Origin of the sequence: Kutzneria sp. 744 (assembly GCF_000568255.1) — a bacterium.
GTDB lineage: Bacteria > Actinomycetota > Actinomycetes > Mycobacteriales > Pseudonocardiaceae > Kutzneria.
On the sequence record NZ_KK037166.1, the window covers coordinates 4,826,364 to 4,848,332 of the forward strand.

Below are 21,969 nucleotides of genomic sequence, written 5' to 3' on the forward strand. Positions count from 1 at the left end.
GAGTGCCCGGTGTCGGCCAGCACGGCCAGCACCAGCTGCTGCGTCGGCTCGTCCAGCCAGCCGGCGACCTCCCGGTAGAAGTCGGCGGCCAGGCCGTCGCCGACGTAGGCCTTCACCAGTGATTCGTGCCACGTCCGCGGCGCGGTGGAGGCGTTGAAGGCGTCGAAGGCCTTCGCGAAGGGCGCCATCGCGTCCTCCACGGCCACGCCGTGCTCCCCCAGGTACCGCTCGAGCAGCTGGTAGTGGCCGATCTCGGCGGCCGCCATGCTGGACAGCGCCGCCCGCCCCGCCAGCGTGGGCGCGCTGCGGGCATCCTCGGCGAGTCGGTCGAACGCCGAGAGCTCGCCGTATGCCAACACCCCCAACAGATCCGCGACGCCGTCAGCCAGAACCTCGTCCGCCTCGCTCATGTCCGCAGAGCGTAGCCGCCGCCGGACGAGCCAAAACCACGTCCGGGCAGGTAGACTCCCGGGCTGACGCCTGGTAATGGCGGCGGCGCGACCTGGGCGGAGCCCACGAGTCCCACCGCTGGGCCCGGGCTGAACGAGCAGGGCGGCCGTTTGAGCCGCCGTGCGGAACAGGGTGCGCGCACGACAACCTCGTCGTCGCTCCCGCGGCCCGCCGGGCGAGACACAACGTCCCGGCCGTGGTCGAGCGGCCAAGCCAGGCCGGTGCGCGCTGGTACGAGAGAGGCGATCACTCTGACCGTCAGCAACAACACCCGGCTCGACCCGGTGACGCTGGAGCACAGCGAAGCGGGCCTGCCCGAGGTCGACACGTCCCATCCGCTCACCGCCGGCGCCCCCGTGCGCACCGAGGCGCCGACATTCACCGAGCTCGGTGTGCGCGAGGAGATCGTGCGCGCGCTGGCCGAGGCCGGTATCGAACGCACGTTCGCGATCCAGGAGCTGACGCTGCCGATCGCGCTCGCCGGTGACGATGTCATCGGCCAGGCGCGCACCGGCACCGGCAAAACCCTCGGCTTCGGCGTGCCGCTGCTGCAGCGCATCGTCACGCCGGCCGACGGCGTGCCGCAGGCGCTGGTCGTGGTGCCGACCCGCGAGCTGTGCCTGCAGGTCACGCACGACATCACCGACGCCGGCAAGTACCTCGGCGTGCGGGTCGAGGCCATCTACGGCGGTCGCCCGTACGAGCCGCAGATCGCGTCCCTGCGCAAGGGCGTCGACGTGGTCGTCGGCACGCCCGGCCGCCTGCTGGACCTGGCCGAGCAGCGCCACCTGGTGCTGGGCAAGGTCCGCAACCTGGTGCTCGACGAGGCCGACGAGATGCTCGACCTGGGCTTCCTGCCCGATATCGAGCGCATCCTGCGGATGGTGCCCGACGAGCGGCAGACCATGCTGTTCTCGGCGACCATGCCCGGCCCGATCATCAAGCTGGCCCGCACGTTCCTCAACCAGCCCACGCACATCCGGGCCGAGGAGAACGACGCCGGCGCGATCCACGAGCGCACCAAGCAGTTCGTCTACCGGGCGCACTCGCTGGACAAGGCCGAGCTGATCGCTCGCGTGCTGCAGTCCCGCGACCGCGGCCTGACGATGATCTTCACCAAGACCAAGCGCACCGCCCAGAAGATCTCCGACGACCTGGTCGAGCGCGGTTTCGCCAGCGCGGCCGTGCACGGCGACCTGGGCCAGGGCGCACGTGAGCAGGCGCTGCGCGCGTTCCGCGCCGGCAAGGTGGACGTGCTGGTCGCCACCGACGTCGCCGCCCGCGGCATCGACGTCGAAGGTGTGACGCACGTCATCAACTACCAGTGCCCCGAGGACGAGAAGACCTACGTGCACCGGATCGGCCGCACCGGCCGGGCCGGCCGCGAGGGCGTGGCCGTCACGCTGGTCGACTGGGACGAGGAAACGCGCTGGAAGGGCATCTCCGACGCGCTGGGCCTGAACATTCCGGAGGCGGTGGAGACGTACTCCACCTCCGACCACCTGTTCACCGACCTGGACATCGCCACCGACACGACCGGCCGGCTGCCGGCGAGCCAGCGCACCCGCGCCGGGCTGGCGGCCGAGGTCGAGGAGGACCTGTCCGGCGGCAAGAAGTCGCGTAACCGCCGCACCGGCCGCTCTGGCCGCACCGGCTCTTCCGCGGCCACCACGTCGTCGCGTCCGGCCGGCCAGAGCCAGCCCGGCGATGACGGCGAGGAGAGCGAGTCCAAGCCGCGCCGCAAGCGGAGCCGCACCCGCACCCGCGGTGGCGTCTCGCAGGGCGAGGCCGCGCCGGCGGAGGAGTCGCAGGCCAGCAGCGGCGACGACCTGGTTGCGGATGCCATCGTTTTTTGAGCATGTGAGCGTAATTTCATACCACCTAACAGTAGCTAGCCACCCAAACCTGGAGTCCTGGAACAGTAGCCACGCGTGGATCGCGACTCACAAGCCAACTCGTTCACAGAACCTTTTATCAACCGGGTTTGACCTGCCTTCCGACGCAAGCGGACTACGCCGTGGTCGTGCTGATCGTGCTGGTCGTCGCCGCTGTGGCCACCGTCTGGTGGCGCAACAGCGACGCGGCCGCCACGGCGTCGGTCACCAGCTCCGACACCAACTTCACCGTGCCGCCGAAGCCGGCCAAGGTGCCGGCCGAGTTCACGCAGCTGTGGCAGGCCCGCAGCGGCGCGACGCCGGACCCGGTGATCGTCGGCCCGACCGTGGTCACGGGCGACAAGCACACCGTGACCGGGCATGACCCGGTGACCGGGGCGACCCGGTGGAGCTACGACCGCGGCAATCTCGACCTCTGCACGGTGGCGGCGGCCTGGGGCAAGGCGCTGGCCGTCTATCACAAGACGCACAACTGCTCCGAGGTCACCGAGTTGGAGGGGACCACCGGCAAGCGGGCCGCGCAGCGCAACGGCGACGCCGAGCTGAACACCCAGCTCATGGGCGACGGCACCTACATCTCCACCAGCGGCACCCGGGTGATCGACACCTGGCGGTCCGACCTGGTGCAGACCCAGCAGTACGGCACCGTGACCGCACAGGTCAACCACGACAAGCAGCCCCGGCTGAACTGCGTGTACAGCTCCGAGCTGGCCGGACCCAACCTGCTCGGCGTGATCGAGCGCTGCCCGGACGAGCAGTACAACCGGTTCACCGTGCTGCGCCCGGGCGGCACCGAGGGCGACGGCGAGAAGCCGAACGTGCTGTTCAGCGTGCAGGTCCCCGGCGACGGCGGCCGCATCGTTGCGCTGACCGACCAGCGTGAGGCGATCGCGCTGCCCAACCCGAGCCGGCTGGTGATCTGGAACAACACCGGCTCCCAGGTGGAGACGGTGCCGCTGGACGGCGTCGACCTGTCGGCCACCCCGAACTCGCTGGTGCAGCCGATGGTGGCGATGACCTGCGTGCAGACGCCCGACCAGACCGGCGCCTGCGAGCCCAACAGCTGGTCGGTCACCAACTCGGTCGGGGCTCGCCTGGTCACCTGGTTCACGGGCACCAAGACCATCGCGCTGTCCGCCTCCACCCTTGATCCTCTGTGGACCGTCGACGGCTCGTTCGGCCCCGGCACCGTGTACGCGGACCGGGTGCTGGTGCCCGTTCCGGGCGGACTGGCCGTTGTGGACCCGGCCAACGGCAATCGAGCCCCCGACGTGAAGGTGGACCGCAAGGGCTACCAGGGTCAGGTGCGGCTGGCCACGCTGGGCGACGTGCTGGTGGAGCAGCGGGGCGACACGCTAGTGGCGATGCGCTGATCCGGTACTACACGTCGCGGGCGGCGGTGCGGCAGACTCCAGCCATGAGCGCGTCACCGTCCCCGCTGACCCCCAACCGCGCCGGCCGGGTGGACCTGCCCGGCCGCTACGGCCCGATCGCCGCGCTGCGGGCTCCCGCCGTCGGCGCGGACCTGGGCGCGACGGCGCTGCTGGTGCCCGGCTACACCGGGTCCAAGGAGGACTTCGCGCCGCTGATCGACCCGATCGCCGACGCCGGCATCGAGGTGCTGGCCATCGACCTGCCCGGCCAGTACGAGTCGCCGGGGCCGGACCAGGAGTCGGCGTACCGGCCGTCGGCGCTGGGCACGGTGCTGGCCGACCTGGTGGCCAAGATCGTCGCCGACGGGCGCCGGGTGCTGCTGCTCGGCCACTCCTACGGCGGGCTGGTGGTGCGGGCCGCGGTGCTGGCCCACGCGCCCGTGACCGGGTTGACGCTGATGGATTCCGGGCCGGCTGAGCTGCCCCCGGGTGACCGCCGCAGCGCCCTGGACTCCGGCGAGGCGATCCTGCGTGAGCACGGCGTGGAGGCCGCGCATCAGGTTCTGGAGTCGCGCGCGGCCGAGGACCCGGGCTGGGCCGACACGCCCGTGGAGCTGAAGGAGTTCAAGCGCAAGCGCTTCCTGCGCTCCACTCCCGCCGGCCTGCTGGGCATGGCCGACGGCCTGCGCTACGAGCCGGACCTGGTGACCAAGCTGGCCGCCGCCCTACGCACCGCCGGCGCCTCGGCCCTGGTCATCTGCGGCGAGCAGGACGACGCGTGGTCGGTGGCCTCGCAGCGGGACATGGCCGACCGCCTCGACGCCGACTTCGCCGTGGTGACCGGGGCCAAGCACTCCCCCAACACCGAGAACCCCGACGCCCTGCTCGGTACTGTCCTCCCCACCTGGCGCGCCTGGCTCGCCGACGCTCTCTGACCCCAAGTCAGGTTCGGAAGGCGTCATTCCTCCACTCGGAGTGGAGGAAAGCCCCCTTCCGAACCGCAAAACCGGGTTAGGACCACCAGTAGAGCCATAAGGTCACGGCGGCGGTGGCCACGACGGCGAGCGAGGCCAGGGCGGAGACGGCGCCGCGGCGGCGGTCGGCGATTCGTTGCAGCGCAAGGGCGATCGCGGCGGCGAGGGCGTGCAGGGCGACCGCGCCCCAGCCGGAGCCGGGATATCCCTGGAGCTGGAAGAAGATCTGCGACCCCAGTACGACGAGGAAGAGGATCACCACGCACGCGGCGACCGCGCCGCCGGCGCCGCGCAGCACGCTGCGCCGTTGAACCTTCTCGGGCTCGGTCATCGTCTCGGTCACGTCACCTCCTGAGGTATCCGTGGTTACGGTGCGAGCATCGACCACGGTTCAAGGTCCTCCGCCACGGCCGAGCCCTCGGGGCAGCTCCGCCGGAAGTCGCACCACGAGCACTGCCGGCCCGGCTGCGGTGGGAACAGGATGTCGGGGTCGCCGCCCGCGGCCAACGTGTCGCCGGCCACCGTGAGCTCGTCGGCGCTCTCCTCGGCGCGGGCGACGTGCCGGGCGAGCGAGTCGTCGGTGTGCTCCCATGCTGCCACCGTGCGCGTCGGCAGGTGGTGAAGCTCCACCCGGTGGCACTGCTTGCGCAGCGTGCGCCGGGCCGCGATCGCATACAGGGCAAGGGCTTGTGAGCCGCGGGCGTCGTCGGTGGACAGCGCGTGCCGGCCGGTCTTGTAGTCGACGATGACCAGTTCGCCGTCGCGGACGTCGATCCGGTCGACCCGCCCTTCGGCGATGATTCGCCCGACCGGCGCGGAAACCCAGCGCTCCAGGCCGACCGGGTCCTCGCTCACGTCGGTGTCCTCGACGTAGTGCGCGACCCACTCCCGGGCGCGGTCCCGGTACACCGCCTGCTGGTCGACGTCGCGGAAGCCGTCGCCCTTCCAGGCGCGGGTGACCATGGCCGCGGCCTGCTCGGGTGTTCGGCGTTCGACGGGCAGGTCGAAGAAGGCCCGCAAGGCGTTGTGCACCACCGCACCCAGGGTGTTGTGGGCCCATCCGCCCGCTTTGGGCGGGGTCGGCCGGTCCAGGTAGTTCATGCGGTAGCGGCGGCGGCAGTCCGTCCAGGTGGCGAGCTTGGCGGGCGTGACGCGCACCAGTTTGGGCGGCATGCTCTCGAACAGTCCGAGCTGATCTGGCACCGGCCCACCGTAGCGGTCACACCGCGCCGTCGATGAACCCCTTCACCGACTCGGCCACCAGCTGCACCGCGATGGCCGCCAGTAGCAGACCGGCGATCTTGGCCAGCAGCACGATGCCGCTGTCCTTGATCAGCCGGATGACCAGGCCGGAGTAGCGCAGCACCAGGTAGTTGATCAGGTGCACGGTCAGGATCGCCGCGGCCAGCGCGAGATAGCTGGCGATCTGCCCGTCGGCCTGTCGCACGAACACGATCGTCGCGGCGATCGCGCCGGGGCCGGCCAGCAGCGGCGTGCCCAGCGGTACCAGCGCGATGTTGACGTCCTCGACGGCTTCCGGCTGGCTGGCGCCCTTGCCCGCCAACAGGTCCAGCGCGATCAGCAACAGCAGTAAACCGCCGGCGCCCTGCAGCGCCGGGATTCCGATGCCCAGGTAGGACAGGATCGCCTCGCCGCCGATGGCGAAGGCCGAGATCACGGCGAGCGACACCAGCACGCCCTGGCGCGCCGCCCTGTTGCGTGACTCGCGGCTGCGCCGCCCGACCAGGCTCAGGAACACCGGGATGTTGCCGGTCGGGTCCATGATCACGGTCAGCGTGATGGTCGCCGTGAGGTACAGCGTGACGTTGAAGATCACCCGACGACCACCTGGCTCCCGCTCGCCTTGTCGACGAGCGCGTCCAGCATCTCGGGCGCGGTCGTCTCCTGACCGAGCCTGACGACCTTGTTGGTGCCGTGGTAGTCGCTCGACCCGGTGACGACCAGCGACAGGTCGGCGGCCAGCGCCCGCAGCTCGGCCCGGGTCGGCTCGTCGTGGTCGGGGTGGTCGACCTCCACGCCGGACAGGCCGTGGCCGGCCAGGTCGCCGATCACCGACGCCGTCACGATCGGGCCGCGGGAGCGGGCGAACGGGTGAGCCAGCACGGTCACGCCGCCGGCGTCGGCGATCATGTCGAGCGCCGTTTCCACGGGCGTGTCCGTGCGCGGCGAGTGGTAGCGGCTGCCGGTGCCGAGGTACTTCGCGAACGCCTCGTCGACGCTGCGCACGACCCCGGCCCGGATCAGCGCCTGCGCCAGGTGCGGCCGACCCGGGCGAGTCCGCCGGCAGCCGGCCCATCACCTCGTCGGGGTCGACGGCGAAGCCGTCGGCGGCCATCCGCTCCGCCGCAGCCGCTGCCGTCGCTCCGCCCGCAGCCGGCTCTGCTCGGCCTTCAGCGCCGACGACTCCGGGTCGAACAGGTAGGCCAGCAGGTGCACGGTGCAGGTGCCGCCGCGGCCGTCCGGCGACTTGCAGGACAGCTCCGCGCCCCGGATCAGCCGCATGCCCGCCGGCACCGCCGCCGACGCCTCCGCCCAACCGGCCGTGGTGTCGTGGTCGGTGATGGCCACGGCGTCAAGGCCGGCGGCGGCCGCCGCCGCCATCAGCGCCGACGGCGAGTCGGTTCCGTCGGAGCAGGACGTGTGGGCATGCAGATCGATGGGCACAGTGCTAGTTTGCCCCGCCTCCGGCAGGGCGGCTCGGCCCCTATGGGGCCGATGCCTCGCCCTTGCCGGATTTCGACCGCCGCGTCGGCTTGAGCGGGTGGTTGCGCTAGTTGGCGGCGGCCGAAATCCGCCAACCGTGCGAAGCATCGGCGGGGCCTCGCACTCTGGTCTGATGGCTCCGTCCCGCACCCGCGACAACCACGAAATATGCGGCTGCGAGCCCCGTCACGCGTCGCGCTTGGCCACCAGGATCACGCCGGGGCCGCTGAAGTCGTCGCGCGGCAGGCGCAGGTCGGCGGTCAGGCGCAGGCCGGTCCCCTCGATGACCGCGGCCAGCTGCTCGGGCTGCCAGCGGTACGTGGTCCAGTTGACCGGGACGCCGCCGTAGCACTCGGTCCGCTGCACCTCGCCGTCGCCGACGTGGGTTCCGATGATCACCTGGCCGCCCGGCACCAGGGCCTGGGCGTAGTTGGCCAGCACCTGGGCCAGCACGTCGCGGGGCAGGTTGAACAGCGACCACCAGCCCATCAGGCCGCCGTACGAGGCCTCGGCCAGCTCCAGCTCGGTGGACGAGGAGACGCTGAACCGGCACTCGGGGTGCAGCCGCCGGGCGTGCTCGATCATGCGGGGCGACAGGTCCACGCCGGAGACGTCGACGCCACGCTCGACCAGGTAGGCCGTGACGGTGCCCGGCCCGCAGCCGACGTCCAGCACCGGGCCCAGGCCGCGGACGGCCTCCGCGTACACGTCCAGCGCCGCGCACAGCCAGGGGTAGCGGCGGATGTCGCCCATGCCCTGGGTCTGGAGCATCTCGACGTAGTTGTCGGCCACGCGGTCGTAGGACTCGCGGACGAGGTCGAGATCGGCGGGTTGGGTCACGGGGAGGGAGGAAGGCATGGCGGCGACCCTAAAGCGCACACATGGCTGCCTGAGGAGAAAACGGTGGTGAGTGGGCAGGCCGATGACACCCGGCGTAGCCGGGTGTCATCGGCGGTGTGGTGTTCAGGCCGCCGCTGGTGGCTCGGCGTGCACGGTGTAGCCGATCGCCTCCAACTGCCGGATGAGTTTGCGGGCTCGACGCTGGGGATCCTCACGGCGGATGAAGTAGTCCACGCCAAGATCGTGATACGGCTGATCCCGCTCAAGCATGTAGAAGATCGCCACCAGGATGCTGTGCTCGACCGCGACCAGTGCCTTGCTATGGCCCAGCCTGGGTCGCAGCCGGGCGTACTGCGCGGCCAGGTAGGTGTTCTTGGCGCGGATCGCGGCCATCGCCGCGTTGTGCAGATAGATCCCCAGCCATTTCGGTCCGTTGCGGGTCTTGCCGGACCTGGACTTGCCCGCCGACTCGTGGTTGCCCGGGCAGACCCCGGCCCAGGACGCCAGCCGGGCGGCCGTGCCGAACACGGTCATGTCCACGCCGATCTCGGCCAGCAACCCCTGCGCGGTGCGCTGGTCAATGCCCGGGATGGTGTCCACCAGGTCGACCTGATGCGAGAAAGGGCAGATGACCTGCTCGATCTCGACGGTCAGGCTGGTGATCAACTCGTCCAGGAAGTCCAGCTTGGCCAGGACCGAGGACACAAGCACCGCGTGGTGGCCGCTGAACCGGCTGGTCAACGCCTCACGCAGAGCAGGGATCTTGACACGCAGCCTGCCGATCGCCAGATCGGCCAGGACCCCGGTGTCGGTGGTGCCCGCGACCAACGCGGCCAGCATGGCCCGCCCGGACTTGCCCAGGATGTCGCTGGCCACACTGGACAGCTTGACTCCCGCGTCTTGCAGGATCTTGTCCAGGCGTTGGGCCTCCCGGGTGCGTTCCTCGATCTGCGCCTTGCGGTACCGGGTCAGGTTGCGTAACTCCCGGATCGGCGCGGGCGGCACGAACGAGGGGCGGACCAGCCCGAACTCGATCAACTGGCAGATCCAGGACGCGTCGGCGGCGTCGGTCTTGCGGCCGGGGATGTTGCGCATGTGCCGGGCGTTGAGCAGCCACACCTGCATCGCGTCTTCCAGCATGTAGTAGGGAGCCTTCCAGTACACGCCGGTCGACTCCATGCCCACACGGGTGACCCCGTGGCCGGTCAGCCAGTCCCGCAGCACCAGCAGCCCGGGCGTGGTGGTGGCGAACGTGCCCTGATCCACCACTCCGCCGGGCAGATGGACCTCGGCCGCGATCACGTCCTTGTGCACGTCCAGTCCAGCGGCTCGCTGGACGATTCGTTCCATCACGCCACCTCCCACCGGTCGGGCTGTCCGGGGGAGCCTCGCTTCACAGACTCTGAGGATCGCGCTCAAGGCGGCAGTTCACGGCGCCCAAGGCTCCCGCGTCTAGCTGAGAGACGACCTCGCATGCGCCAAGGCAAGTCGACGTCAACCGGACAGCACTACCGAGTTTTCCCGAGCTCACGCCGGCCCGCCAGGGCCCCAACAGCTGAGAGCGGGACTCGCCGGACAGGCGAAGACCCCGACCGCCGGGGCCGGGGTCTTCGTCAGCTGAAGAGAGAGTCTTCTACGGCACCATCTTCTTGCCTCGGGCGGCGCGCTGGGCCTTGATCATCGAGAAGCGCTCGGCCTGGGCCTTCTTGTCGCCGAAGACCAGCTCCGAGATGGCGTCGTAGACCTCCTCCGGCCGCGGCAGGTACTCGATCTTGTTGAGTGCCTGGATCTGGCCGGCCGACTCCACGATGAGCGTGCCGTAGCCGAACATGCGCCCGCCGAGGCTTCGCTCGTAGGTGAGGTCGGTGACCTTGGTGACCGGCATCATGGCCACCTTGGTCACGAACACGCCGCTGGTGATCATGAAGCGTTTGTCGGTGACGACGATCCGCTCCACCCACCACTCGATGACGAAGTAGGCGAACCGCAGCAGCACCAGCAGCGCCGCGTACCACAGGATGTTCTGGAAGACGGTGGCGTCGGACGGCAGCAGGTGCGAGATGAGCACCCCGCCGGTCAGCAACGCCGCCGCCTCGAAGATGTCCCAGAGCAGTGTGGCCCAGTGCCGACGCACCCGGATGACCCTGCGCTCGGTGCCGAGCAGGTACTCGTCTGGATCCCTGGGTGCGAACACGTGAGCGTTCTCCTCCCGCCGGGTGCTAGAACAGGTTCTGCACGAAACTGATCAGCGCCTCGGCCCCACCACGAAGTGTGCCAAGAACATTGTGCACCAGTCCGGCAGCCTGTGTGGGTGCGCTCACAAGGAAGAAGAGCACCAACGCAACGCCGGCCCATACCAGGAGCTTCTTCAGGTTCACGGCGACCAACCCCGTCCAAGTACTTTTCGCAGCCTTCACACCCTCGCTGCACAAGGTTGTACCGCACCGAGGTTCGCTTCGGGAGGTTTGTACTGCGCTCGGGTCAGCGCTGGGCGCACGGGGCGGAAGTTGGCTACGCTCCGTGTTCATGGTCTCTGGTGGCGCCGAGCCTACTCGCTGTGTCGGCGGAATCGCACACGACCCGCAGGGCCGACTTTTGCTCGTTAAGCGCGGCAAACCGCCTGGTCAGGGCTTGTGGTCGATTCCGGGCGGCCGAGTGGAGCAGGGCGAGTCGGACGAGCGGGCGGTGCGGCGCGAGCTACTGGAGGAAACCGGACTCAGAGTCATCGTCGGTCACCTGATCGGATCGGTGCTCCGTCCGGCCCCGGTGGGCGTTTTCGACATCCATGACTACTCCTGCCAGGCAATAGGCGGCGTCCTCCGGGCCGGGGACGACGCCGCCGACGTGGCCTGGGTGGACGCCGAGACCTTCGCCACACTCGAACGCAGGAGCCTCCTCACGGAGGGTCTCTTTGAGGCTCTGACCTCGTGGAACGTCCTCCCGAGATGATCACCGCTAGATCAACAGCGCGAGGGTGCGGCCAACCGGAAGAACTGCCTGAAAGCACCAACATCCACTACGGCGACCACGCTGCGGGTGTCACCCGGTGGGTGGCAACCACTCCAGCCGCTGGCCGTGGCGGCCCGTCCGGGCCAGCGCCTGGGCCTGGGGATGCCCGTCAAGCCATCGGACCAAACCGAGCACGCCCTCCCCCGGTTCACCCGGAAGATCAACGCGGCTCGGCATCAGCACGTGCAGCGCCGAGTCGTACGGCTCGTCGCTGGCCCACCACAGCGGCCGGCCGGCGGCCAGCTTGCCGAGGGCCGCCACATAGTCGCCGGCCCGCTCGCCGAGCCGCAGCCCGCTGTTCACGACGACCAGCGGCAGCTCCGCCGGCACCCGCCCGGCCGCCTCGGCCAGCCCGTCCACCGGATCGCCGGCCATCAGCTCCGGCGCCTCCTTGGCCAGCATCGTGGCCACCACGCCCAGCCAGCGCACCCGCTCCGGCTGGTCGGCCCACACGCAGGCCTCCAGCCAGGCGAACTCGTCCGGGTCGTCGGCGTCCACCGGATGCGCGTCCAGGCCGATCCTGGCCTTGACCGCCAGCTTCTTGGGCAGCGCCGGCGGGTCCCCGCCGAGCACGCAGTGCAGGCCCAGCGGCGTCTTGGTCGGGCCTGCGACGAACTGCCCGGCGGCGCCGGTCTGGTAGCGGTAGCCGAACTTGTCCATCAGCAGCAGGAAGCCGGCGCAGGAGCCGACGGTCAGCAGCGCGACCGGGCCGCGGGCCTGCTTGGCCGCCAGCGCCACCGCCGGGTACAGCAGGGCGGCCTTGCGCACGTCATCCGTACGCAAGGAACGCGTCGCCACCAGGTCCCGCACGCGGTCGGCCCGCTCCAGCACGAACTGACGCCACAGCGGCCAGGTGCCCTCGTCGGGGCCGGACGCGCCGCCGAGGGTGGCGTAGTAGGCCGACAGCGGGTGGATGGGCTCCGCCTGCACCAGCCGGTGCACCGCCGCGAACAGCAGCTGCGGGTCGCGGTCGCCCAGCAGCGCCGCCACCTCGTCGTCCTGCGCCGCCCGTGAGGCGAGCAGCTGGTAGAGCGGGGACACCGCGCCGGCGTCCCCGTCGGCGAACTCCCGCAACCGCGCCTGCGCGCTCACTGCAGCACCTCGCTGGCGCTCGGTGTCCGCGTTCGCGGACGCTCCGCGTTGAATGATTCGCTCGCAAGCTCGCTCATGCCGCTACAGCTTCGGCTCGGGGCGGCCGGGCTGCTCGCCGCCGCGACTGTCGCCGTAGGACCGCTTGGGCACCATCACCTTGCGCCGGTACACGCACACCACCGTCCCGTCCTGCTTGTAGCCGCGGGTCTCGACGTACACGATGCCGCGGTCGTCCTTGGACTTGGACGGAGTCTTGTCCAGGACCTCGGACTCGCCGTAGATGGTGTCGCCGTGGAAGGTCGGCGCGATGTGCCGCAGCGACTCGACCTCCAGGTTGGCGATCGCCTTGCCCGAGATGTCCGGCACGGACATGCCCAGCAGCAGCGAGTAGATGTAGTTGCCGACGACCACGTTCTTGCCGAAGTCGGTGGTCTCGCCGGCGTAGTGGGCGTCCATGTGCAGCGGGTGGTGGTTCATGGTCAGCAGGCAGAACAGGTGGTCGTCGTACTCGGTGACCGTTTTGCCCGGCCAGTGCTTGTAGACCGCGCCGACCTCGAACTCCTCGAAATAACGCCCGAACTGCACGTCCACCTCCAGGTGTGGCCCGGACCTCCGTGTCCGGGGACGACAGTGTGGCCCCGTGAGGAGTAGTCTCTGCAACGGTGTGTGAGCGACTCCACCGCGTCGGTGGGAGTCCAACGGCGGAAGTCGAACGTCGAGCCGTCACACTGCCGTCGACCTTAGGAGGTGAGGGACGCCAGATGTCCAGTGCCAGTAGTAGGTACCGCGTCCCCGCCGTCCAGGTTCATCCTTCCGTGTAGTCAACCTGGCCCGGCCCGGACGCGTTCGCCCTGTTCGAACCGTCCATCCTCGGAGGCCGTATGCCCAGCCTGCCCTCGTTCAGCGGACTGCGCGGACGGTCCGCCCGCACCGCCGGGCGGGTCGCGCCGCCCATTCCGGTGCCCCTGTCGGCGTACGTCGTGGACTGCGGCGTCTACATCGACGGAAAGCGCCTGCCCGGACGCTGGACGCACACCGACGCGGTGCGCGAGGTGCGCAAGCGGCACGAGGGTTTCGTCTGGATCGGCCTGTACGAGCCGGACGAGGAGCAGATCCAGGGCGTCGCCGACACGTTCGGGCTGCACGAGCTGGCCGTGGAGGACGCGGTGCAGGCGCACCAGCGGCCCAAGCTGGAGCGCTACGACGACACGTTGTTCATGGTGCTCAAGACCGTGCACTACATCGAGCACGACGCCCCGGGCACGGCCAACGAGATCGTCGAGACCGGCGAGCTGATGGTGTTCCTGGGCAAGGACTTCGTGGTCACCGTGCGGCACGGCAAGCACGCCGGCGTGGGCACGCTGCGCCGGCAGCTGGAGGCCGACGAGGAGCGGCTGGCCATGGGCCCGGCCGCGGTGCTGCACGCCATCGCCGACATGGCGGTGGACGCCTATCTCGCGGTGACCGAGGCCATCGAGGACGACATCGACGAGATGGAGGTGCAGGTCTTCGCGCCGCGCACCGCCGTCGACTCCGAGCAGATCTACCTGATGAAGCGGGAAGTGCTGGAGCTGCGCCGCGCGGTGATGCCGCTGGCCGCGCCGCTGCGCCGGCTGTCCGAGGGTTACATCACGCTGGTGCCCGAGGAGGTCCGCTCCTACTTCCGGGACGTCGAGGACCACCTGACCACGGTGTCCGAGCACATCGCCAGCTTCGACGAGCTGCTCAGCACTCTGATCGACGCCGCGCTGGCCAAGATCACGCTGCAGCAGAACACCGACATGCGCAAGATCACCGCATGGGCCGCGATCATCTCGGTGCCCACCATGATCGCCGGCATCTACGGCATGAACTTCGAGGACATGCCCGAGCTGCACTGGCGCTTCGGCTATCCGATCGTCATCGGCGTCATCATCATGAGCTGCCTGCTGCTGTACCGAATACTCCGCCGCAATCGCTGGTTGTGAACCCTCACCCTTCTGAGCGACCGGAGACCTCCCATGTCCAAGATCCTGGCCAATCCGCTGTTCTGGGTGCTGACCGCGGTGCTGCTCTGGCTGGCCGCCATCACGCTCATCATCGCCCGCCAGAACTGAACGCTTCCCTTGCCGCTCAACTATTTCTCGGCGGTTCCGCCGAGAAATAGTTGATCCGAACCCGAGGCATCCAGCGGGCCGGGCGCACGTCTTTCCTCATGTCGGACCAAGCGGGTCCGAACGTTGAGGGGGGAAACCCGATGGGCAGCAAGAAGTTCCGCATGATCGTGCCGGCCGTGCTCGCCGCCGCCACCGTGGCGCTGACGATGGCGCAGCCGGCCCAGGCCGCCGGCGCGGACCCGGGTGACATGCAGCTGATCACCACCGACGGCAACGGCAACCTGCTCCACACCATTCGCAACTACTGGGGGAACTGGCAGCACTTCGGCCGCGTCGGCGGGTACTCGAGCGTGACCCAGCTCACCTCGACCTACCACAACGGCGAGGAGAACGCGTTCTTCATGCACGACGAGGCCAAGCTGGGCCACGTGATCCGGCACGCCGACGGCCAGTGGGACATGCTCGCCTCGGCGCCCGCCGGCGGCGACGGCGCGATCGAGCTCACCACGGCCGACGTCGCCGGCCAGCTGACGCTGGTCGCGATGCTCGGCGACGGGTCGGTGAAGACGACGACCGAGCAGGCCGACGGCACCTGGACCGCCTGGGCGGCCGTGCCCACCGACGGCCACGCGGTGTCCAGCCTCGCGGCCGTCGCCGAGGGCGGCACGCTCAAGGTCGTCGAACTCGACCAGGACGGCCGCAACATCGGCGAGTTCGAGCGTTCCTCGAGCGGCACGTGGACGTCCGACGGCTGGACGATGATCGCTCCCGACTCGGGCATGGTCACCATGTCCATTGCCGCGGCCCAGGTGGGCAGCACGCTTCAGGTCGCCGCCATCGAGACCGACTGGCAGTCCAACGCCGTCTACCACACGACCCGGCCCGACAACGGCCCGTGGCAGGCGCGGCCCGGCAACCTCACCGGCCCGATCACCCGCAACTCCGCCGCGGCTCCCTGGTATGTCGCCATCGCGCCGTGGGAAGGCGCCCTGCAGATGGCCTACAGCACCGGCGGCGGCTCTCTGTTCCACACCATCCGCCACATCGACGGCACCTGGTCGGAGCGCGGCCTGGTGCAGGGCCCGGCCGGCTACGTCAACGCCGGCGCGGTGACCATGGCCACCAACCCCGTCGACTGACCCGTCGCACGCCGATGCCCGCCGTCCCCGTGACGGCGGGCATTTTTGTGCCCAGACCCCTTTCGGCGTAAGAAAAAACTGATCCGAGGCCAGGACAACCGAACGGCGCGAGGACACGTCTCCTCTACGTAAGCAGCACAGAGCCGAGCATCATTCAGAATCCATTCCCAGGGGGGAATCCCGATGCACAGCAAGAAGATTCGCGCAGCGGCCACCGCGGCACTGGTCGGCACCGCGGCGCTGGCCCTGGCCGGTCTGGCCCAGGCGGCGCCGGCCCAGACGAACGCGGCGGACCCGTACGACGTGCAGCTGGTCACCACCGACGGCAACAGCAGCCTGGTGCACACCATCCGCCACGGCAACGGCAGCTGGCAGAGCTTCGGCCGGATCGGCGACTACGAGGGCGTCACCGGCCTGACCTCCACGCTGGTCAACGGCGAGGAGAACATCTTCTTCCAGCACACCACCGCCAAGGGCAGGATGCTGGCGCACCTCGTGCGGCACGCCGACGGCACCTGGAACAACGACGCGAGCACCCCGGCGCTGCCGGGCGGCACGACCGTGGACGACCTCGCGGTGACGACCGTCAGCAACCAGATCAACCTGGTGCGCCGCAGCGGCAACGACGTGGAGCTGTCCGTCCAGGGCGCCGACGGCTCGTGGTCGGCCTGGTCGGCCGTGCCCACCGAGGTCGAGGGGGTGCGCAGCATCGCCGTCGCCGCCTCGCAGGAGAACGACCAGCTCAACGTCGTCGAGCTCACCGCCGACGGCAAGACCGTCGCGGACTACGGCCGGCTGGCCGACGGCACCTGGACGCCCCATATCGTGACGCAGTCCAACCCGAACGGGATCGCCGTGGCGACCGAGATCAGCGCCGCGATGGTGGGCAACGACCTTCAGGTCGCGGCCGTTGAGATCGACCGCGGCTTCGCGGGCGTCTACCACACGATCCTGCACACCGGCGGCACCTGGGACCCGTTCCGCGACATCGCGGGCGCGCTGCCCTCGGTGCTCGGTTCCCCGGCGCACGTCTCCATCACCAACCAGCCCAACGGCTTCGTCAACGAACTCCAGCTCGCCTACACCACGACCAACGGCGACATGTACCACACCATTCGCGACTACTACGGCAAGTGGGCGCCGCTGGGCAACGTCGAGAACGCGGCCGGCAACGTGACCGCCGGCCAGGTCAGCATCGCCGGCCAGAACTTCTGATCCGACAACAAACCCACAGGGGGGAGCGAACCATCATGAAGACCACGAAGCTGCGCCGGGTTCTGCCGCTGGTGCTGGCCGCCACCGCTGCGCTGGGCCTCGGAATCGGATCGGCCGCGCAGGCCTCGCCGGCGATGGAGGGCGACGTCCAGCTGCTGACCACCGACGGCAACACCGGCCTGGCCCACACCATCCGCGGTTTCTGGGGGAACTGGCAGGGGTTCGGCCACCTCGACGGCTACAACGGCGTGACGGCCCTGGCCTCGACGATCCACTTCGGTGAGGAGCATGCCTTCGTCCAGCACGACGGTGGCCGGCTGTCCCACCTCATCCGACACAACGACGGCACCTGGGAAGCTCCCGGTGTCACGACGGCGCCGGCCGGTGGCCCGCTGGACGGCCTGGCCGCCACGGACGTCCAGGACCGCCTGACGCTGGTCGGGCTGCGCGGCGGCAAGGTGCAGTTCGCGACCTTCCAGGACGACGGCACGTGGTCCTCGTGGACCGATGTCCCTTCCGACGGCAAGAGCATCCGCGGCGTCGCCGCCACCACCGACGGCAACGGCACCCTGATCGTCGCCGAGCTGACCAGCGACGGCAAGACAGTCGGCGTGTTCAAGCGTTCGGCCGACAACCAGTGGTCGAAGGGCAACTGGCACGCGGCCAACCCCTACTCCGAGACCGCGACCGAGATCTCCGCGGCCTACGCGACCGGTCGGCTCCAGGTTGCCGCGGTGGAGACCGATGGCCGATTCACCGAGGTGTTCCACGCCACCCTGTCCGACAACAACCAGTGGACCACGTTCCAGTCGGTCGGTGACGCGGCCGGCGGCTTCGCCGGCCCGGCCGCGCACGTCGCGGTGGTCCCGTGGGAGGGCGACCTCCAGCTCGCCTACAGCACCACCGACGGCCGCGTGTTCCACACCATCCGGTTCCTGGACGGCAGCTGGCAGCACTGGGGTGATGTGGAAGGCGCCGCCGGCAACATCACCGCCGGCCCGCTGACCATGGCCTCCAGCACCTTCTGACCCACTCGCGAAAACGCCCGCCGTCCTCGCGACGGCGGCCGTTTTCCCTTCCGGGGCAACCTTTTCCCGTCGCGGGCGTGTAAGTGGTGTCACACCGATCGGGGAGGGGAAACGGAGTGAAGACCAAGTTACGCGTGGCCGCGGCGCTCGTCGCGGCCACAACACTGGCATTCGGCGCGACGGCGCAGGCCGCGACGGCGCACCCCAACGCCGCGAATCCGCAGGACGTGCAGATCGTCACCACCGACGGGACCGGCAGCCTGGTCCACACGGTCCGGCACGGCGACGGCACCTGGCAGAACTTCGGCCGGATCGGCGGCCGCAACGGCATCACGGCGCTGACCTCCACGCTGGTCAACGGCGAGGAGAACATCTTCTTCGAGGAGAGCAGCGGGGTCCCGCCGCACCTGACGCACCTCATCCGGCACGCGGACGGCACCTGGAACCTCAACGGCACCGTGCCGGCTTGGCCGGACGGCGTGTCGTCGACGGGCAGCCTGGTGGCGACCACGGGTCAGGGCCGGCTGAGCCTGGTGCTGCTCAAGGACGGCGTGCCCCAACTGTCCACATTGGGCAGTGACGGCGTGTGGTCGGAATGGTCGGCGGTGCCCACCGGTGGCCACTGGGTGCACCAGATCGCCGCCACCGGCGACCGCGACACGACCACCGTCGTCGAGCTCGACATGGACAGCCAGACCGTGACGTCCTTCGTGCGGGGGGCCGGCGACACGTGGTCGGGCGGCAGCAGCACGCCGGCCACCCCGAACCCGAACGCCTACGCGGTCGAGATCACCGCCGCCCAGGTGGGGCCCGACCTCCAGGTGGCGGCCATCGAGTGGGTGGGCGGATGGCCCTCGGTCTTCCACTCGGTCCAGCACGGGAACGCCGGCTGGGACCCGTTCCGCGATCTGACGGGCGCGGTGCCGGTGTTCAAGGGTGAGCCGTTGCACGTGGCCATCGCGGCCTCCCCGGCGGGCTTCACCGACGAGCTGCAACTCGTCTACACCACGGCCACCGGCGGCATGTACCACACCATCCGGCACAGCAACGGGGCCTGGCAGCCGCTGGGTGACGTGGAGGGCGCGGCCGGACACGTCGCCGCCGGCGCGGTTTCCATCGCCGGTCACAGTTCCTGAGGCAACCCGGAGCGGACATACGGCGTGTTCCTCTCGTAGGTGTCACCCAGGGGAGGAACACGTCATGGCTCATCTGGCCCGATTGTTCGTTCCACTGGCGCTCACCGCCACCATGGCGGTGGGCGCCGTGCCGTCGGCACAGGCGGCTCCGGCCGCGGTCGGCGACGTGCAGATGATGGGCGTCGCCGGCGGCAGCCAGGTCTGGCACACCATCCGGTACGCCGACGGCAACTGGCAGGTGCCGTGGGGCGTGTTGCCCAACACCGTCTACGCCACGATGCTCAGCACCGTCATGATCGACAACGTCGAGCACGCCGTCTGGCGCACCCAGTCCGGACACCCCTACCAGTACTCGTACGTGCACATCATCCGGTACGGCAACGGGACCTGGGAGTACGCCGACCTGCCGTACGACCCGGTCGACGGGGGCCTCACCGACGCGCAGGCGGTGGCCGACATCGGCGGCCGTCTGGCCATCGTTCGCAAGCAGGGCAACACCTTGCGGCTGGCGGTCAGCCGCGGCGACGGGACCTGGAACGACTGGGAGACCGTGCCCACCACCGGGGACATCGGCAGCTTCGCGGTGTCCGGCAACGGATCCGCGCTGCGGCTGGCCGTGTCCACCGCGGACGGAGTGCAGGTCGGCGTGTACGACCGGTCCGCGCAGGGCACGTGGTCGGCGCCCAACTGGACGCCGTTCAACGGCGGCACCGCGACTCAGGTCGCCATCACGGAGGTCGGCTCCGACCTCCAGGTCGCGGCCGTGGCCCAGAACGGCGCCAGCGCCAGCATCTGGCACTCGATCCTGCACAGCAACGGCCACTGGGACCAGTTCGGCTACGTCGAGGGCGCGGCCGGCACCGTGCCGGGCGTGGTCAGCGTGGCCATGACGGCGTCGCGGGGCACCATGCAGCTGGCCGTCTACACCGGCGCGTTCGGGATCTACCACACCATCCGCTACAGCAACGGAACCTGGCAGCGCTTCGGCGAGGTGCCGGACAGCGAAGGCATCGCGAACGTCTCGATCGCCGGAGAGTGATCACCGAGGCAACCAGCGCGGGTCCACGGGCGTGAACGATGCGAAGGCAGTTTCCGGGGGAGGCGAAACACGGTCGTGTCACGCATCGTTCACGCCCTGGTTCCGTTGGCGCTGACCGGCGACTACCGCGACTTCGACATCACCGCCAACGACACGACCATCCGCTGGTGGCGGCCAAGGCCGACGGCACGTGGCAGCACTTCGGCAACGTCAACGACGTGGCCGGCCCGCCGACTCCGGTCTTCTCACGATTGCGAGCTGACATGCGTGCGCTACTGGTTTCCCTGACGGCCGGCGGCCTGCTGGCCGCCGGCCTGGCGGCCCCGGCCGAGGCCGCGCCGGCCGCGACCGGCGACGTCCAGGTCGTCACCCCGGCCGACATCAACCGCCTGCACCACACCATCCGCCACGCCGACGGCACCTGGCAGGCCTGGGGCACCACGGATCCCCTCGGGGCCGACGAGCCCGAGCAGATGGCCTCGGTCATGATCAACGGTGTCGACCACATCGTGTACTACGCGACGACCGTGCACATGCCGCCGAGCTTCCACCCGTACCAGGCGCTCCGGGACTCGACCGGCAACTGGGGCAACGACACCCTGCCGTCCGGGGACTTCTTCGAGGCCGCCGTGGCCAACCTGGACGGGCACCTCGCGCTGGTGGCCAAGTCGAGCCCGACCGAGCTGCGGCTGTCGGTGCAGCAGGGCGACGGCTCGTGGTCGGCGTGGGAGACCGTGCCGACCGGCGGGTACGAGCTCGGCGCGATCGCCGTCACGGCCAACGGCGGCGTGCTGCGGGTCCTGGTGTCCGACCTCAACAGCGCTCGGGTCGCCGACTACGACCGGGCCCCCGACGGCGCGTGGTCGCAGCCGAACTCGGTCACGGTCAACGGCCCCGGCGACGTCATCCAGCTCCAGGCGACCCAGGTCGGCGGCGACCTCCAGGTGACCGCGGTGGGCCAGGGCGGACCCGGGCAGCTGCGAGTCGTGCACGGCATCCGCCGTGCCGACGGCACCTGGACCACCTTCGGCGATGTGCTGAACGCGGCGGGCGCCATCGCCAACGTCCGGCAGATCTCGGCGACGAACTCCCGCGGCGAGTTGCAGCTGGCCGCCACCACCTCCGACGGCAAGCTGTGGCACACGATCCGGCACGCCAACGGCACGTGGCAGCACTTCGGCGACGTGATGGCCGCGGCCGGCCCGGGCTACGCCCTCGACGTCACCATCGCCGGGGAGTGATCAGCCCCAGGGCTGTTCCTCCCAGGTAAACGGCAGTCCGTGGCCCCAGCCGTGGCCCAGCCGCAGCGACAGGCCGGCGGGCCACAGCTTCAGCAGCAGCTCGAAGTTCCCGTTGGCCCGTCGCGGCTCGTAGACCAGGAGCGCCAGCGGAGCGCTCTCGGTGGCGCGGGCCGCCGCCCCCGCCAGGGCGGCGCGCCCGCGTTCACGCTGGGCCGGGGACGCGTACTGCCACATCACCGAGTGCCAGACGACGGTCAGCACGCCCTCGGGCAGCTCGGCCAGCCGTCGCTCCAGCCATTCCGATCCGTCGGCCCGCTCGACCTGGACGGGATCGGTCTCGGCCAGCCGGATCGCGGCCCGCAGGCGTTCCATCCGCGGCACCATGTCCGCCCAGACGTACGAGGACAGGTGCAGCTGTCCGGCTTTGGTCGTCACGTCGACCGGGTGCGTGTCGCAACCGGCCCGGCTCTCCAGCGCCAACGGCCGGTCCAGGTCGGCCGGCGGAAGGCCCGTCCACTCCGGGTTCAGTCGCAGCTCACTGGACGGGTCGCCGAGCGCGGTGCCGTCGGCCAGCTGGTAGGCCACCTTGTGCGGGCGCAGGTTCAGGCCGCCGCTGGAGCCGACCTCCAGCAGCCGCACCGGCAACCCGCCGACCCGTTCCGACGCCACCAGCAGGCCGCCGTACAGGGGCCCGTTGCGGCCCGGCTCGTTGGTCTGC

General features: G+C 70.1%; 22 protein-coding genes and 1 pseudogene. 11 read left to right on the plus strand and 12 right to left on the minus strand.

Going from position 1 to position 21,969, the window contains the following annotated elements:
• The coding region (locus KUTG_RS21405) for a ferritin-like fold-containing protein (protein ID WP_043730168.1) at positions 1-410 on the minus strand (410 nt) is incomplete at its 3' end.
• A 324-nt stretch (positions 411-734) separates the two neighbouring features.
• Here KUTG_RS21405 and KUTG_RS21410 point away from each other — a divergent pair.
• The 3 genes from KUTG_RS21410 to KUTG_RS21420 all read left to right on the plus strand — a co-directional run bounded on the left by KUTG_RS21410 (position 735) and on the right by KUTG_RS21420 (position 4,653).
• Entirely contained in the window at positions 735-2,306 is a 1,572-nt protein-coding gene (locus KUTG_RS21410; RefSeq protein WP_198047793.1) for a DEAD/DEAH box helicase, read from the plus strand.
• Positions 2,307-2,434: 128 nt separating this feature from the next.
• Positions 2,435-3,718: an Rv3212 family protein gene (locus KUTG_RS58805; RefSeq protein WP_052395178.1), complete on the plus strand. Its 1,284-nt coding sequence runs from the start codon at positions 2,435-2,437 to the stop codon at positions 3,716-3,718.
• A gap of 44 nt (positions 3,719-3,762) precedes the next feature.
• Positions 3,763-4,653 carry an alpha/beta fold hydrolase gene (locus KUTG_RS21420; RefSeq protein WP_043719036.1) on the plus strand — a complete coding sequence of 297 codons (891 nt, stop codon included), beginning with the start codon at positions 3,763-3,765 and terminating at the stop codon, positions 4,651-4,653.
• A gap of 76 nt (positions 4,654-4,729) precedes the next feature.
• Here the strand turns inward: KUTG_RS21420 and KUTG_RS21425 are convergent, their stop codons facing one another.
• The 8 genes and pseudogenes from KUTG_RS21425 to KUTG_RS61560 form a co-directional block, all read right to left on the minus strand.
• Positions 4,730-5,035 carry a hypothetical protein gene (locus KUTG_RS21425; protein ID WP_157494692.1) on the minus strand — a complete coding sequence of 102 codons (306 nt, stop codon included), beginning with the start codon at positions 5,033-5,035 and terminating at the stop codon, positions 4,730-4,732.
• Between the two features lie 23 nt (positions 5,036-5,058).
• Positions 5,059-5,895 (minus strand): RecB family exonuclease, encoded by an 837-nt coding sequence (locus tag KUTG_RS21430; RefSeq protein ID WP_043719039.1) that lies wholly within the window; start codon positions 5,893-5,895, stop codon positions 5,059-5,061.
• 16 nt (positions 5,896-5,911) lie between these two features.
• Positions 5,912-6,529, minus strand: a complete 618-nt coding sequence (locus KUTG_RS21435; RefSeq protein ID WP_043719041.1) for a MarC family protein — start codon at positions 6,527-6,529, stop codon at positions 5,912-5,914.
• A pseudogene (locus KUTG_RS21440) lies at positions 6,526-7,377 on the minus strand (PHP domain-containing protein). Before KUTG_RS21440 ends, KUTG_RS21435 begins: the two are co-directional and overlap by 4 nt.
• A gap of 225 nt (positions 7,378-7,602) precedes the next feature.
• Positions 7,603-8,274, minus strand: coding sequence for a class I SAM-dependent methyltransferase (locus tag KUTG_RS21445; RefSeq protein ID WP_198047266.1), 672 nt, complete (start codon positions 8,272-8,274; stop codon positions 7,603-7,605).
• 105 nt (positions 8,275-8,379) lie between these two features.
• Positions 8,380-9,606 carry an IS110 family RNA-guided transposase gene (locus KUTG_RS21450; protein WP_043719042.1) on the minus strand — a complete coding sequence of 409 codons (1,227 nt, stop codon included), beginning with the start codon at positions 9,604-9,606 and terminating at the stop codon, positions 8,380-8,382.
• 283 nt (positions 9,607-9,889) lie between these two features.
• Complete coding sequence (locus KUTG_RS21455; RefSeq protein WP_043719044.1) at positions 9,890-10,450, minus strand: PH domain-containing protein; 561 nt, start codon at positions 10,448-10,450, stop codon at positions 9,890-9,892.
• A gap of 25 nt (positions 10,451-10,475) precedes the next feature.
• Positions 10,476-10,634: a hypothetical protein gene (locus KUTG_RS61560; RefSeq protein WP_198047267.1), complete on the minus strand. Its 159-nt coding sequence runs from the start codon at positions 10,632-10,634 to the stop codon at positions 10,476-10,478.
• A gap of 148 nt (positions 10,635-10,782) precedes the next feature.
• Between KUTG_RS61560 and KUTG_RS21460 the strand changes: the two genes are divergently transcribed.
• Complete coding sequence (locus KUTG_RS21460; protein WP_043730175.1) at positions 10,783-11,205, plus strand: NUDIX hydrolase; 423 nt, start codon at positions 10,783-10,785, stop codon at positions 11,203-11,205.
• A 90-nt stretch (positions 11,206-11,295) separates the two neighbouring features.
• Here KUTG_RS21460 and KUTG_RS21465 read toward each other — a convergent pair whose 3' ends face one another.
• Positions 11,296-12,357, minus strand: coding sequence for a DUF2332 domain-containing protein (locus KUTG_RS21465; RefSeq protein WP_043719045.1), 1,062 nt, complete (start codon positions 12,355-12,357; stop codon positions 11,296-11,298).
• An 81-nt stretch (positions 12,358-12,438) separates the two neighbouring features.
• On the minus strand, positions 12,439-12,942 hold the full coding sequence (locus tag KUTG_RS21470) for a MaoC family dehydratase (RefSeq protein ID WP_043730176.1): 504 nt from the start codon (positions 12,940-12,942) through the stop codon (positions 12,439-12,441).
• A 296-nt stretch (positions 12,943-13,238) separates the two neighbouring features.
• Here KUTG_RS21470 and corA point away from each other — a divergent pair, with 296 nt between their 5' ends.
• The 7 genes from corA (at position 13,239) to KUTG_RS21505 (ending at position 21,251) form a co-directional block, all read left to right on the plus strand.
• A complete protein-coding gene (gene corA, locus KUTG_RS21475) occupies positions 13,239-14,324 on the plus strand; it encodes a magnesium/cobalt transporter CorA (protein WP_043719046.1) in 1,086 nt (361 codons plus the stop codon).
• A gap of 269 nt (positions 14,325-14,593) precedes the next feature.
• Positions 14,594-15,592, plus strand: a complete 999-nt coding sequence (locus tag KUTG_RS21480) for a hypothetical protein (protein WP_043719047.1) — start codon at positions 14,594-14,596, stop codon at positions 15,590-15,592.
• A gap of 183 nt (positions 15,593-15,775) precedes the next feature.
• Positions 15,776-16,807, plus strand: coding sequence for a hypothetical protein (locus tag KUTG_RS21485; protein WP_043719048.1), 1,032 nt, complete (start codon positions 15,776-15,778; stop codon positions 16,805-16,807).
• Between the two features lie 35 nt (positions 16,808-16,842).
• Complete coding sequence (locus KUTG_RS21490; protein WP_043719049.1) at positions 16,843-17,835, plus strand: hypothetical protein; 993 nt, start codon at positions 16,843-16,845, stop codon at positions 17,833-17,835.
• A 116-nt stretch (positions 17,836-17,951) separates the two neighbouring features.
• Positions 17,952-18,971: a hypothetical protein gene (locus KUTG_RS21495; protein WP_043719051.1), complete on the plus strand. Its 1,020-nt coding sequence runs from the start codon at positions 17,952-17,954 to the stop codon at positions 18,969-18,971.
• A 64-nt stretch (positions 18,972-19,035) separates the two neighbouring features.
• Positions 19,036-20,010 carry a hypothetical protein gene (locus KUTG_RS21500; RefSeq protein WP_043719053.1) on the plus strand — a complete coding sequence of 325 codons (975 nt, stop codon included), beginning with the start codon at positions 19,036-19,038 and terminating at the stop codon, positions 20,008-20,010.
• Positions 20,011-20,177: 167 nt separating this feature from the next.
• Positions 20,178-21,251 carry a PLL family lectin gene (locus KUTG_RS21505; protein WP_043719054.1) on the plus strand — a complete coding sequence of 358 codons (1,074 nt, stop codon included), beginning with the start codon at positions 20,178-20,180 and terminating at the stop codon, positions 21,249-21,251.
• Here KUTG_RS21505 and KUTG_RS21510 read toward each other — a convergent pair.
• The coding region (locus tag KUTG_RS21510; protein WP_043719056.1) for a DUF2332 domain-containing protein at positions 21,252-21,969 on the minus strand (718 nt) is incomplete at its 5' end. It lies immediately after the preceding gene.

What these genes read in the sequence shown, in the direction of transcription:
- KUTG_RS21420 (WP_043719036.1), top strand. Translation starts at nt 3,763, where the DNA reads ATGAGCGCGTCACCGTCCCCGCTGACCCCCAACCGCGCCGGCCGGGTG.
- KUTG_RS21445 (WP_198047266.1), bottom strand. Translation starts at nt 8,274, where the DNA reads ATGCCTTCCTCCCTCCCCGTGACCCAACCCGCCGATCTCGACCTCGTC.
- KUTG_RS21450 (WP_043719042.1), bottom strand. Translation starts at nt 9,606, where the DNA reads ATGGAACGAATCGTCCAGCGAGCCGCTGGACTGGACGTGCACAAGGAC.
- KUTG_RS21460 (WP_043730175.1), top strand. Translation starts at nt 10,783, where the DNA reads ATGGTCTCTGGTGGCGCCGAGCCTACTCGCTGTGTCGGCGGAATCGCA.
- corA (WP_043719046.1), top strand. Translation starts at nt 13,239, where the DNA reads ATGCCCAGCCTGCCCTCGTTCAGCGGACTGCGCGGACGGTCCGCCCGC.
- KUTG_RS21480 (WP_043719047.1), top strand. Translation starts at nt 14,594, where the DNA reads ATGGGCAGCAAGAAGTTCCGCATGATCGTGCCGGCCGTGCTCGCCGCC.
- KUTG_RS21485 (WP_043719048.1), top strand. Translation starts at nt 15,776, where the DNA reads ATGCACAGCAAGAAGATTCGCGCAGCGGCCACCGCGGCACTGGTCGGC.
- KUTG_RS21490 (WP_043719049.1), top strand. Translation starts at nt 16,843, where the DNA reads ATGAAGACCACGAAGCTGCGCCGGGTTCTGCCGCTGGTGCTGGCCGCC.
- KUTG_RS21500 (WP_043719053.1), top strand. Translation starts at nt 19,036, where the DNA reads ATGGCTCATCTGGCCCGATTGTTCGTTCCACTGGCGCTCACCGCCACC.